Source organism: Mesorhizobium sp. B283B1A (genome assembly GCF_020165735.1).
Lineage (GTDB): Bacteria > Pseudomonadota > Alphaproteobacteria > Rhizobiales > Rhizobiaceae > Mesorhizobium > Mesorhizobium opportunistum.
Genome location: NZ_JAIUIQ010000077.1, coordinates 1 through 13,523 on the forward strand (window position 1 = coordinate 1; position 13,523 = coordinate 13,523).

The following is a 13,523-nucleotide window of genomic DNA, read 5'->3' on the forward strand; positions in this document are numbered from 1 at the left end:
TGCTTGGGGTGCTTGGGGGCTTGGGGGGCAGTTGGCGATTACGACGCGGCGACAAAGGCCATCCTTGTAGGCAAGCAGGAATTCACCCCCGCCACCGACTTCTTTTGGAGCCAACTTTCTCGGCGGGGAGCTCGGCCTGATCAGTGGGAACACACGTCCGAAATGTTTCATGCTCAGCGCCAGGAAGGAACCCGCGGCGGGTCGAAGCAATGAAGAAAATATCAACCATGTAAAAGCGAACTGGTGGCGGTCCTTCGCGAACGCTCTCGGCATGTCACGGCCACCGTCATGGCTCACGATGCGGCTCACGGTCAAGCTGAGGCCTTTGCCATGCGATCTGTACAAACCAAGTTCCTTCGGGGACGATAACTACGTCAGCAGTGGTGCGCGTCCATGAGATTTCCAGAGGGGATTGGAATGGCTACTACAGAGGTGACCAAGAATTACATTGACGGGGAGTGGCGAGATTCTTTGTCCGGTAAGCGGCTTGAGGTCGACGACCCATCGACTGGCGAGACGATCGCTGTCATCGCAGAAGCAGGTCCTGAAGAGGTCGAGCGTGCCGTCGCTGCTGCTCACCGTGTTTTTCGCGATCGCGTTCTGATAGACATGCATCCCTATGACCGCGGACGCATGCTATTTCGCGTTGCCGACGCACTTGAAGCGCGTGCCGACGATATCGCGAGCATTAACTGCTCGGAGACAGGGAAAGGATTGGATCTCGCCCATAGCGAGGTTCGAACGGCCATCAGATACTTGAGATACTATGGTGGCTTAGCCGATAAGCTTGAAGGTCGGTCGATTCCGCGCGGAGCCAACCTGGTCGACTACACCGTCAGAAGTCCGTTCGGCGTATCTGCCCAGATCGTTCCCTGGAATGGACCATTGGAACTAACGGCCCGTTCTTTGGCATGTGCTATCGCAACCGGCAACTCTGTGGTGGTCAAGTCGCCAGAACTGGCACCCTTGTCCGGAATTGAGATCGCACGTGCTTGCGAGGCGGCGGGGCTGCCCCCCGGCGCCATCAACGTGCTCACTGGTAATGGCCAAACGGCAGGCCAGGCGCTGATCGAGCATCCTGATGTTCGCCACATCGTTTTTACGGGGTCCATAGCCACGGGGCGAACGGTACTCAAGGCCGCCTCGGAGCGCATCGTACCCTGCATTATGGAATTAGGTGGCAAGTCAGCTGCGGTGGTGTATTCCGATGCCGACCTTGATGCGGTGGTAGACGCGGTGCGCATCGGCACCTATCTAAATGCCGGCCAGAACTGCAATAACTTAACAAGACTGCTTGTGGAACGTTCGATTGCAGCCGAACTGCTAGATAGAGTGAAGGCCTGCGTCGAAGGGTTGTCGGTTGGCCCAGGGCATGAGAACTGTGACATTACGCCGTTGATCTCCCAAAAGCATCGACAGGCGGTCGAGCGAGCCTGCAGGACTGCTCGTGCGCAGGGGGCACGTGTCGTGACCGGCGGATCTGCACTTTCCATGCGGAGCGGCTATTTCATGGCGGCAACTGTGTTTGCCGATGTTGCCCGAGACAGTACTCTTTTCCAGGAAGAAGTATTCGGTCCGGTTCTTGCTGTCACTGCGTTCGATGATCCGGTAATGGGGGTCGATCTTGCGAACGGTACCGATCAGGGCTTGGCTGCGGGCGTGTTTACTCGGGATATCGATCGGGCCCTTTGGACCGCCGATCGCCTTTGGGCTGGCCAAATATACGTGAACGGATGGTACGTGGGAGGTGTAGAAACGCCGTTCGGTGGAGTAAGGCAGTCCGGCTACGGCAGGGAAAAGGGGCAGGAAGCACTGGACGGCTACGTTCAGACCAGAAACGTCGGCATCCGGATCTCGCAACCAACATCTGGTTCATGTAGCAGCAGACACAGGAGCCCAGCATTGTAAGTCGATCCGATCGTTCGTCTCGCGGGCCGGCCTCACACGAAAATCCGTTCGGGAATCAACCGCATCTCGGGTCGTCGGCAAGCGAGCACGCAACCCAGCATCCTAGTCTGTGCGTCGTCACCTTGCGCCAGATGCAGCCCCAGAGACTATGCCGCGAGGCACCCAGAATGCAGCCGCGGGTGCAATAAATCCTTTAGGTAAACTTTGCAAAATCGTTGCGAGATCAGATCGCTGAGAGTGGTAGCTTTACCTGCGAGGCTGACGTCAGGCCGAACAAACAAGTCGACGCCTGATTAGTCTCAGGCCGTCGCACAGCACACTGCGGAGGTCGACGGCAATGGCAAAAAAAGCTCTCATCCTGGTTGAAGGTAACAGGAGTATCGGTCAGCTATACGTCAAAGCGGCTAAGCGTCTTGGGCTTCATCCAATTACGATGTCGGCTGATCCAACCCAATACGATTATCTTGCGGCGGACGGGATAGAGGCAATCCGTGTCGATACCGACCACCTCGATGTGCTGATCGGCGAATGCTTAAGAGTGCGTGCAACCTATGAGATTGCTGGCATCACTGGCTTTACGGGCCTCGATGAGTTAGCGTATGCCACAGTTGGTAAGCTATGCCGATCCTTCGATCTGCCAGGACCGAATCCCGAGTCGATTGAACGATGCTGCGATAAGTTCACTCAACGTCAACTCCTCGCGCAACTCGACGTTCCAATGCCTGCCTACCGCTTGGCAGGCAATGCAGCGGACGTAGAACGCGCTGCCGCGGAAATCGGTCTGCCGGTGGTTCTAAAGCCAGCTGTGGGCAGCGGCAGCAGCGGTGTCCTGTTGTGCCGCAACGCCGACGAACTAGCGAAACATACGATCCATCTGTTGGGCGGGAAGCACATATGGCGGGCTTCGCCCAGGCTGCTGGTCGAAGAATTCGCGCAGGGCCCCTATTATTGGGCTGACATTATGGGGGATGAGGTCATTGGAATTGGCGGCGCTGACTTTGGCCGCCCACCGCATTTTGTCCATCGTGGGTGCACCTATCCAGCCGTCCTTACTGACACCGAGCAGCAGCGCATCGCCGATGTTTCGCTGAACTGTTTGCAAGCTCTCGGCCTTGGCTGGGGACCAATGAACATTGGATTCCGCTGGACAAAGCGTGGCCCAGTCGTGATCGAGGTCAATCCGCGTCTTGCTGGCGCGCCCGGTCCTCAAATGGTTAAGTTAGCTTATGGTGTCGATCTCGTCACCGCGCACATCAAAATAGTTATCGGCGAAGAATGGGATTTGCGCAGAACGCGTTCGCATGTTGCGGGCGCGCGGTTCCTCCTCCCTCAAGGTGATGGAATCCTCGATTGGATTGATGGCGATAGCCGAGCGGCTGCCGTGGAAGGTGTCGCCGAGGTCAAATTGCATGTTCAACCCAAGACATCTATCGTCAGGAATGGCGATTACCGAGACACGATCGGACACATCATCGCCGCTTCCCCGAGCCGCCCTCAGACCGACGCGATACTTCAGCATGCCGTTGCCTTGATTGATTGGTCGATCAAGTCGGTCTCTGCCCACGAACACGCTGTGGCCTCCTTACCTTCCACAACGTGCGGAGATGCTGATAGATAAAGGTGTGACAGTCGACGAACATTGGTGGCATCGAGAGCAGGAGAGGGACGCAGTCTGGGACGAACTGGCCGCCCTTCAGGAATCCCAACCACGCTGATTTTGCGAGTGGGTCGCATTGGGACCGCAAAGCAAGCGGTATGGCGTCAACTATTGAATGACGGTCACGTTGGAGGGAGGTGGCAATTATAGTCTATCGATTGGCCATCCCCCGGGCATGGGGCACCCGCACCGTGCTGATCGCTTTTCGCACAGACAATGCCGGTCGCCTCATCGTCGGCAGCGTCCGCGCTCTCCGCGGTCCTGGAATGGCGATTCATAGTAATTGGGCACGGCGGCGTATCCGTGCGCTCTTCCCGACCGGTGAGGTCGAGTTGGAGCATGAGTGGTACGGTCGGATCGGAATGACGAACGACCATCTGCCTCGCCTTCAGCTCCCAGCGGAAAGCATGATCGCGCTGACGGGTTTCAACGGAAGAGCATCGCGCCGGGCACGGTCTTCGGTCGCGAGCTCGCCCGCCATATCAGCGCGAGCTGCCGCTGAACGGGATGTTCCTGCCCGTGTCGCCGGCGCGGAATGCCCCTTTCGCGCCATCAGAGAAGGCTACTAGAGCTCGTCGCGCAGATCGCGCATTTGCCGCGGTGTGCTGATCGCGGGGGAGGGCAAAAGGCTCGCGACCGCGGCCAAGCGCAACTGAGGGATAAACGCACTATGCGAAGCAGGGAATCGTATCATTGTAGTTGCGGGTGCTTGATCGCAGAAGGTAATTTCGTATCTCCGCATTTACGGGAATCGCCTGGCTACAGGGATGCCGGCGCTGCCCGCACCACGCCTCACGTTCCGCGAGGAGAGACGGCTAGCTGCCGGTGTCATTGTTTCCTGAGCGCGTCATCAGAATTAGTTATTGGGTGTCCCCGATCAGCGTAAAAGAATCTGCGCGCGCGTCTCACCGCTTTTAGGCAGATTTCGGCCCCCCAAAGCCGATTTCCTGCGTGGAGGTAGGACAATTTGCATCAATCGGGTACTTACATACGCTATTGTTCACCAAGAGCATCTGAGCGATCCGATCTGCTTATCGTTTGCAAAGAATAAAGCAACTACGCCTCCTCCCAAGGCGCACCGGCCCGGCAGCGAGCTCAGTCTCCTGCCGGGCGTGCTGAAAGAGGCAGCGTCGAGCCTTAATGAGAGCGGAAAGAATGCTGAACGATCGACGGTCGCATGGGCTTTGGGAGCGGACAGCCCCGCCGCCGCCTGCAACGGAGAAGCTGGGAGGCAACGTCGTCGCCGATGTGGCGATCGTCGGTGCCGGCTACACCGGGCTCTCCACTGCGCTGCACCTGGCCGAGCGGGGCCTGAACGTTGTCGTGATCGACGCTGCCGACATTGGTTTTGGCGCCGCCGGGCGGAGCACCGGATTGGTAAATGCCGGCCTCTGGGTGATGCCATCGGCCCTCAAGGAGACGCTCGGTCCGGTGTATGGTGGTCGTTTGCTGGATTTGCTGCGCGATTCGCCACGCACCGTCTTCGAGATCGTCGACAAACACAACTTGCCGTGCGAGCTGAAGCGGGCCGGCACGATCCACTGCGGAGCCGATAAGAAGGGCGTCGCCGAAATCGCAGAGCGAGCGCGGCAGTGGCAGGCGCTCGACGCCCCGGTTCACATCCTTGATGCCGGCGAAACGCGTGCCAAGACAGGCACCTCGGCCTTCGCCGCAGGTCTCCTCGACCTGCGTGCAGGAACGATCCAGCCGCTCGCCTATGTGCGCGGCCTGGCTGGCGCGGCGATTGCCGCCGGCGCGACCGTCTTCACCGCGAGCCCGGTCGAGCACATCGCGCGCGAGGGCGGCGTCTGGCGGCTAGCCACGCGAAGTGGAAGCGTCCGGGCCAAGTGGGCCGTTGTTTCGACCGACACCTACACCTCGCGCATCCTCCCCGAGCTGCGCCGCGAACAAGTGGTCCTGCCGTTCTTCCATGTTGCGACTGCGCCGCTAAGCCACAGAGTTCGCCACACGATCCTACCTGAAGGACACGGTGCGTGGGATACCCGGACCGTGCTGACGGCTTTTCGCACAGACAATGCCGGCCGCCTCATCGTCGGTAGCGTCGGCGCGCTCCGCGGTACCGGAATCGCCATCCATCGTAACTGGGCACGGCGGCGTATCCGGGTGCTTTTCCCGCAGATCGGTGAGGTCGAGTTGGAGCACGAGTGGTACGGTCGGATCGGCATGACGAACGACCATCTGCCTCGCCTTCACCTGCCAGCGGAAAACATGATCGCGCTGACGGGTTTCAATGGACGTGGCATCGCGCCTGGCACAGTGTTCGGCCGCGAGCTCGCCCGCCATATCAGCGGCGAGCTTCCGCTCGAGGGAATGTTCCTGCCCGTTTCTTCGGCGCGGAGCGCCCCCTTTCGCGCCATCAGAGAAGGCTACTATGAGCTAGGTGCGCAGATCGCCCATTTGCCACCGGCCTGCTGATCTCGGCGGGCACGCCCTCGCGACCTCGGGGCATTAGCTCTTGACCGGGTCTCGTTAGCGGGCCGTTCTATCGGGAGTGTACTCGCTCTGCCGTCGGTGCCAGACGCATGCGCAGCCGCCCACCGCGCTAGGCGTCAGCCCTGCTAGGAGATGCCGCAACCTCGAAAGACGAGCTGCTGAAATCGGCCTGAGATCCACCAACAGCAGTTGACGAAACTAGAAGACCCGAAACGGGTGGAAAGAGTGGCAACCAAACTCAAAAGACGAGCACCGGATTTCCTGCCGCTCATTAGGCTTTGTCGAAACTCTTCCCGCAGGGCTTTTGACGAGCCGTTACCGCCTACAAGCGTGGAACTGGCTCTCGGCGTAGTAGTCCGGCAGCATGACGTGTTTCTGCAGTATTCGCAAACAGTCGCCGTTTTCCCGCCGAAAGGCGGTCTCATTCGCAGTTCTTCGCTTCCGCAGTGTGCTAGCCTGCAGCCGCAGGATGGGGAGGAATAGTTGCTCTTTGACTATATAATTGTAGGTGGCGGCTCATCTGGATGCGTCATGGCGAACAGATTGTCGGCCAATGGCAATAAGGTGTTGCTTATCGAGGCGGGGCCTGACTTCCCCCCGAACGAAATTCCTGACGATATTCTCGACGGCAACCCGACGCGCGCTTACTATAATCAGCGGTACCAATGGCCGTCGCTTACTGCAGCCATCGCCCGAGATGGCAACAGACGCGTGCACTATGAGCAAGCTCGGGTCATAGGTGGAGGCTCCAGTATCAACGCTCAGGTCGCGAACCGGGGCGGCCCTGCCGATTATGATGAGTGGGCGTCGACGGGGGCAACGGGATGGAATTGGGAAGGAGTACTGCCGTATTTCCGCCGACTCGAATGCGATCTGGATTTTCGAGATCACTTCCACGGCAATAGCGGGCCGCTGCCGATTAGCCGGGCCGACAAACGAGAGTGGTCAGGGTTCGTCAATGCGGTATCGACGGCCTTTGAGGATGAAAAAATACCTTATCGGCCAGACTTCAACGGTGAGTTCCGCGATGGCCATTCAGTTGTTCCACTCACAAACCTCAACCGTCGCCGCGTATCGGCCGCGATGGCCTATTTGCCTGAGAATGTCCGTGCTAGGCCGAACCTCAGAATTTTGTCAGAGACTACGGTCATAAAGCTAACCCTTTCAGGTCGCCAAATAACTGGAGTCGATACTGAGAGTAAGGCTGGTCGCCAATCTTATAGCGCCCCAGAGGTTGTTCTTTGTGCGGGTACTATTCATTCGCCTGCGATACTGATGCGATCCGGTATTGGTCCGGGAAAAGTTCTATCAGAGGTCGGCATTCAAGTTGTCGCAAATGTCGAAGGGATCGGAAAAAATCTCCAGGAGCATGCCGGAGTCGCCATCTCGGCGTACTTGAGACCGGAGGATCGGATGTTGCCGACCGCAACCGGATATATCCAGATGCATGCCCGGTATTCATCCGGTCACGGCGGTTGCCCGCCTACCGATATGGCCATCTCAGTTCTGGCGAAATCTGCGTGGCATCCCGTTGGCAAGCGTTTAGGGACACTGAATTTCTGGGTTAATCGTGTCTATTCGACAGGAACTGTCTCGCTCAAGAGTTCGTCTCATCTCATTGAACCAGAAGTGAATTTCGATATGCTGAGCGACCAACGCGACGCTGAGCGATTGAAAAGCGCGTTTCGATTCGTTGCGAGACTGATAAATCATAAGGCCTTGACGCGCACGGCGCTTGACCCCTTTCCTTCTACCTGGACTGGACGAGCAAAGCGGATCGGCAAGTACAACCGTTTGAACTACGGTCTCACCTCTTTTCTCGCAGCCCTTATGGATAGTTCCTCCTCGCTCCGACGGAGCCTGATCAGGTTTGCAATCACTGACGGCCGCAGCATCTCAGACCTTCTAAATAGTGACGAGCTTCTTGATAGCTTCGTACGACAAAACGTTTTTGGGAACTTTCATCCCACTTCAACTTGCAAAATGGGATCTGCGCATGATCCAAACAGTGTGACGGATTCGACTGGGCGCGTTCATGGACTATCCGGTTTAAGAGTCGCCGATGCTTCGGTGATGCCATTCTGCCCACGAGCAAATACCAACATTCCAACGATTATGGTCGCCGAGAAACTGTCTGACGCCATACTTCGTGAACGGGGGCGGCAATGAAGGTGACGTTTTCTCGAGCGGGGTTCTGCGCTTGCCGAATAACCAAGAAACTAGCCGACCGCCGATAATCCAGAGGTCCGTCGCAAACGCGGGGATTTTGCTTCATCTCGAAGCGAGATGGGGCCGATACACACAATGCATTGGACTGTAGCGGTTCATCCCTGGAAGCTTCCCAGTGATATAACACACTACACGAACCGCACATCTAGGATGCCCCCGGGAGCGGCGGCGCAAATGTGGCTAGAGCTGGCAGACGCGAGGCGCGGGTCTGCTCAATTTGGTAGGAGACAAGAATGCGCAGCGTCAATGATTTCCGGGATATTCATGATGAGGCTATCGCTTGGCGTCGTCACCTCCACCAGAATCCGGAACTTGGATACAACGTGCACAATACCGCCCGCTTCGTCGCCGAAAAGCTTGCTTCCTTCGGGATAAATCATATCGAGACGGGCATCGCCGAGACCGGTGTCGTCGCGGTGATCCAAGGTGCAGGCGGGGATGGACCGACGATTGGCCTGCGCGCGGATATGGACGCGCTGCCGATCGTCGAGGCTACCGGCAAGCCCTGGACTTCGCAGGTCGAGGGGAAGATGCACGCCTGCGGTCACGACGGCCACACCGCCATGCTGCTGGGTGCCGCTAAGCATCTCTCCGCCACGCGGAACTTCAAAGGTTCGGTGGCGCTCATTTTCCAGCCCGCCGAGGAAGACGGGCAGGGCGCCGGTCGAATGGTGCAAGAAGGCTTGATGGACAGGTTCAATATCTCCCAAGTCTTCGGTATGCACAACATGCCAGGCATTGACGTGGGCAGGTTCGGTATTCGCGACGGATCGATTATGGCGGCCCTCGACGAATTTGACATCACCATTACCGGCCGGGGCGGACACGCCGCAACGCCTCATTTCACTATAGATCCGGTGGTGGTCGGAGCACAGATCATCACGGCCCTCCAGACCTTGGTTTCCCGAAATCTGGATCCGACGGAAGCGCTCGTTGTGTCAGTGCCGAAATTCACCGGAAGTGAATCCTACCACATCATACCTGACTCCGTGACGCTGGGCGGAACCGTTAGGAGCCTATCGCCAGCATTGCGTGATTTTGCGGAAAAACAAATCAAGGTCTGCGCGGAAAATATCGCGGCAGCTTTCGGGGCTAAAGTGGAATATCGGCACAGGCGTCTCGAGCCGTTGACGTTCAACCATACAGCATCGACCGAATTTGCCGCCGCAGCCGCGCGGGCTCTTGTGGGGCGGGAGGCCGTCAACGAACAGGTCAAGCCGGTGATGGTCTCGGAGGACTTCTCTTACATGTTGCAGGCGCGACCTGGCGCGTTCCTATTCCTCGGCAACGGACCAACCGCGGGCTTGCACAATCCGACCTACGATTTTGATGACAATGCAATCCCTTACGGGATCGGCTACTGGGTCAACTTGGTGGAAGGCGGCTTGGCCGGTTAACGCTGAATAGTCTCTTAAACTCTGCCCGCTCGCCCGTCAGATCGGTACGCAGCTTCGTGGCCACGCAGTTATGAGGCATGACAATCCGGCTCCGTCGTCAAACTGAGCAATCTGAGTGCCGAGCAAGTAGCCGGTCCCTCCACGCACCTGGCCGAGTATAGTCAGTGTGCGACCCGAAACCGGATCATGGTGCCAGACAAGCCCATGGTCTGCCGTTCGACCTACTCAAACCAGAGCACAGTATCGTTCCCTCCATAGCTGAGGGCCGTTGAGTACGTTGGCGGAAACATGCGTCTATTTCGACCTATCGAGATCCGATGCCAGAAAGCCAGCATTAAGCTGGCCTATAGCACAACAACATCCTTGCATGTGGGCAGCTCTATCCCGCGACCCGATGCAACGCGCGCCAGCGACAGGAGCGCTCCAAGATTGCGCGGTCTAGTCTCAGGCCTTGAGGAGCTCTTTTGCGACCAGCTCCTCCACAGCACGCCACTCGCCCCTCACGCGGCTGCGCCCCGCGTCATAGAATGGCCGCAGAGAAGCTATGGCGGAATAGCGTTCGCCAGCGATCTCGATTTCGAATGACCCTCCGGAAAGCCAATCAGCCGTCACCCCTTCTTGTGCCGTGAGATACCCCATCCCGATACCACAGCCCACAGTGTGGCCAAAACCAGCTGAGCGAAGGTAACCGACAAGGCTGCCGTTACGCCAGACAGGCTCGGTTCCGAACATCAACGATTTGGCATTTGGGGCAGCGAACTGGACCAGCCGCCGGCGCAGGGGTTTGCCGCGCTGGGCCTCCAGTGCAGCGCTTCCAATGAAATTATCAGGCTTGTCCCAGGCAACCGTGAATCCCAGTCCCGATTCCAATGGGGTGTCCTCATCCCCGACATCGGCACCCCAGTCACGGTAGCCCGCTTCCAGGCGCAGCGTGTTGAGAGCAACATATCCGGCGTGGCCTAGGCCGAGATCGGCCCCGGCTGCCACCAGAGCGTCGTAGACCCCTAGTGTTTGTTCGGTCGGGATGTGAAGTTCCCACCCCAACTCGCCGACAAAAGTCATCCGGAATGCGAGCGCGAGGCTATACCCGACCTCGATTTCACGAGCCGTTGCGAAGGGAAATGCCTCGTTTGAAAAATCCGCAGGACTGACGCGCTGAAGTAACTCACGCGATCGCGGACCCATCACGGAAAGGGTGGTATATCCGGATGAGACATCTGCAACCGAGACGTGGCCGGCTCCCTTGGCATGCAACCGCAGCCAGGAGAGGTCACGGGTGCGTTGGATTGCTGCTGTTACGACAAGAAATTCCTCCTCGCCTATGCGTGCGATGGTGACGTCGGACTCCATACCGCCTCGCTCGTTGAGCCAAGGCGTATAGACGACGCGGCCGACGGCTACGTCGACTTCGTTCGTGGACAAGCGCTGTAGCAACGCCAAGCCATCCGACCCCTGTACCAAAAGATGCGCGAAGGAGGTTTGGTCGAACAGAGTGACCCCGGAGCGAGTGGCCGTATGCTCCGCGCCGCTCCGCTCGAACCATTCGTCCCGGCCGAAAGTTGCCTGGTTTTCTTTTGATGATCCAGGCGCACCAAACCATTGGACGCGTTCCCACCCGGCGCTTTCACCGAAATTCGCCCCGACTGCGGACAGGCGGTCGTGCAGGGGGGACACGCGAACGTTGCGTGCCGTCTTGGCTGACTTATGCGGCAGATGAAGTGCCCAGAGGTTGCCGACCGCCTCCACCGTGCGGTCGTACAGATACCGCCTGTTCCGCTGGAAGGGCATTGATCGACGGACGTCCATTTCCCAGCAGTCTCCAGCCGGCAAACCTGTCGACATCCATTCTGCCATGACCTTTCCCGCACCACCCGAGGATTCGATACCGCAGGAATTGAATCCAGAGGCGACATACAGGCCTTGAATTTCAGGTGATGGCCCGAGGTGGAAGCGGTTATCAGGCGTGAAGCTCTCAGGGCCATTGAAATTCAGCTGAAGGCCGACATTCGCCAGGACAGGCATGCGCTCGATGGCCGCAGAGAGATATGGTTCGATGTGGTCGAAATCTTCGGGCAACGAATCGAAACTGAAATCCTGCGGTATGCCGTTTATGCCCCAAGGTTTGCCCTTGGCCTCGAAGAAACCCACGAGCAGTTTACCGGCGTCCGCTTTTGCATAGACGCGCGCGTCCATATCGCGGATCGTCGGCAGATCATGGGGTAGGTCGGGAATTGCCTCAGTGACAACATAGAAATGCTCGGCCGCCTGCAACGGCACCGACCAGTTAAGTTCAGCAGCCACATTCCGCGTCCACAAGCCGGTGCAGATGACCGCGTGTTCAGCACGGACCGTTCCCTGACTGGTTTCCACGCCGACAAAACGGCCCTTCTCGACGAGGATGCGTGTGACAGGTGTCCGCTCGAGGATCGTTGCTCCACCCTGCCTCGCCCCAGTTGCGAAAGCACGGGCGGTATCGATAGCGTTTGTCATCCCGTCGGAAGCGATCCATGCCGCCCCCAGGACGTCAGTGACATCGAGCAATGGAACGCGGCGTTGGGCTTCCGCAGCGCTTATCATCTCCACGTCCAGGCCAAACGAGCGGCCCATCGAAGACCCCCGCTTAAGCTCTTCAAGGCGGTCCTGGGTCGCGGCGACAGTGATGGAGCCGGTTTGCCGAAAACCAGTTGCCTGACCGGTTAGATTTTCGAGGTCCCTGAACAGATCCGCAGAGTATTGAGCGAGCTTTGCCATGGTTTCGTTCGCGCGGAGTTGCGTCACCAGGCCCGCAGCATGCCAGGTTGTGCCGCATGTCAGTTGGTCGCGCTCCAGAAGCAGAACGTCCCGGTGGCCGAGACGTGTCAGGTGATAGGCTATCGAAAGGCCGATAATGCCGCCTCCGATGACAACGTATTCGACATGCGATGGTACCTTGTTGGCCATTTGAAACCTGTTGGAGCTTGGGCGAAAGCGCGGGCTAAGGCGGGCTGGTCGTGGCCAATAAAATATTATCAGGTATGCTCTGATTTCCGCTGATCTGCATACCAGGAGTGCAGTATTTCTGCGCCGCGAGGCAGCCCAATGCAGCGTGACTCCAGCAGAATGCATCAGGGTGAATGTGGTGATGACTTGAAGGGCCGCCGTGCAACATAATCGGATGGTGACTCTAGAGCGGGAACGCGCCGAGATCCGCACCCGAGCGGTGGGTGTGCTCAGGGGGAGTAAGGTCCTAGCCGACCTCGGCCATGGTCTTCGCTGGTAAGCGCTACGCCTCGAGAAGCGCCTCTTGACCACCGCCAGGGGCAAGCGCTTTTCCGCCTGAGCCAGCACGTGCCGACAGGGTCGAGGGAACCCGGCGCCCTTATAAATATCAGGATCTTGGGGAGTGGTTCCCAGCATACCGGCTGCCCGCGCCGCCAAGATTGTCGCAAGCGCCGGGTGCCCAAGCCGAAGACAAAACCATATGGGCACGATGGGTGCAGATGGCCCAGCGTCAGGTGACATGGGCGTCTTTCGTCGAAGCCAACGGCATTCTACAAAGCGCAATTTCTTGTCTGCAGGCCCCGGCATCTCGAAGCGAGATGGTGCCGATATAAACACTGCATTTGACTGAGAATGCCTTGAGACAAATGCTCGCCTGAGCACCCGCAACCCAAGCAAACTGGGACCTGCGAGAATGGGGATCAAGATTTCCGGGCGTCGCCTGCGGTTGTCCTGGGCCGCACTGGGCGAACTCAAGAGCGCACAGGCTCAATTTCGAGAAGGATCATACGGATGAGCTACCAAAAACCTTTTCTGCGTGAGGAGTTCGACCGGCGCGTCCAGGACACGAAGAAGCGGATACAAAAAGCTGGTCTTGATCTCCTCATCTGCCAGGATCC

At 58.3% G+C, this 13,523-nt stretch carries 6 protein-coding genes; 5 read left to right on the forward strand and 1 reads right to left on the reverse strand.

Annotated features, from left to right (window positions below; translation table 11 throughout):
- Positions 1-417: 417 nt before the first annotated feature.
- The 5 genes from LB577_RS32515 (at position 418) to LB577_RS32535 (ending at position 9,645) form a co-directional block, all read left to right on the forward strand.
- On the forward strand, positions 418-1,908 hold the full coding sequence (locus LB577_RS32515) for an aldehyde dehydrogenase family protein (protein WP_224690489.1): 1,491 nt from the start codon (positions 418-420) through the stop codon (positions 1,906-1,908).
- Between the two features lie 337 nt (positions 1,909-2,245).
- Positions 2,246-3,526 (forward strand): acetyl-CoA carboxylase biotin carboxylase subunit family protein, encoded by a 1,281-nt coding sequence (locus LB577_RS32520; protein ID WP_224690490.1) that lies wholly within the window; start codon positions 2,246-2,248, stop codon positions 3,524-3,526.
- 1,194 nt (positions 3,527-4,720) lie between these two features.
- Positions 4,721-6,001, forward strand: coding sequence for an NAD(P)/FAD-dependent oxidoreductase (locus LB577_RS32525; RefSeq protein WP_224690491.1), 1,281 nt, complete (start codon positions 4,721-4,723; stop codon positions 5,999-6,001).
- 501 nt (positions 6,002-6,502) lie between these two features.
- Complete coding sequence (locus LB577_RS32530; RefSeq protein WP_224690492.1) at positions 6,503-8,188, forward strand: GMC family oxidoreductase; 1,686 nt, start codon at positions 6,503-6,505, stop codon at positions 8,186-8,188.
- Positions 8,189-8,481: 293 nt separating this feature from the next.
- Positions 8,482-9,645, forward strand: coding sequence for a M20 aminoacylase family protein (locus tag LB577_RS32535; RefSeq protein WP_224690493.1), 1,164 nt, complete (start codon positions 8,482-8,484; stop codon positions 9,643-9,645).
- Between the two features lie 444 nt (positions 9,646-10,089).
- Here LB577_RS32535 and LB577_RS32540 read toward each other — a convergent pair whose 3' ends face one another.
- On the reverse strand, positions 10,090-12,585 hold the full coding sequence (locus LB577_RS32540; RefSeq protein WP_224690494.1) for an FAD-dependent oxidoreductase: 2,496 nt from the start codon (positions 12,583-12,585) through the stop codon (positions 10,090-10,092).
- Positions 12,586-13,523 lie beyond the last annotated feature (938 nt).

Bases quoted from the DNA above. Each gene is read 5' to 3' on its own strand.
- LB577_RS32515 (WP_224690489.1), top strand. From the start codon at position 418: ATGGCTACTACAGAGGTGACCAAGAATTACATTGACGGGGAGTGGCGA.
- LB577_RS32520 (WP_224690490.1), top strand. From the start codon at position 2,246: ATGGCAAAAAAAGCTCTCATCCTGGTTGAAGGTAACAGGAGTATCGGT.
- LB577_RS32525 (WP_224690491.1), top strand. From the start codon at position 4,721: ATGCTGAACGATCGACGGTCGCATGGGCTTTGGGAGCGGACAGCCCCG.
- LB577_RS32535 (WP_224690493.1), top strand. From the start codon at position 8,482: ATGCGCAGCGTCAATGATTTCCGGGATATTCATGATGAGGCTATCGCT.
- LB577_RS32540 (WP_224690494.1), bottom strand. From the start codon at position 12,585: ATGGCCAACAAGGTACCATCGCATGTCGAATACGTTGTCATCGGAGGC.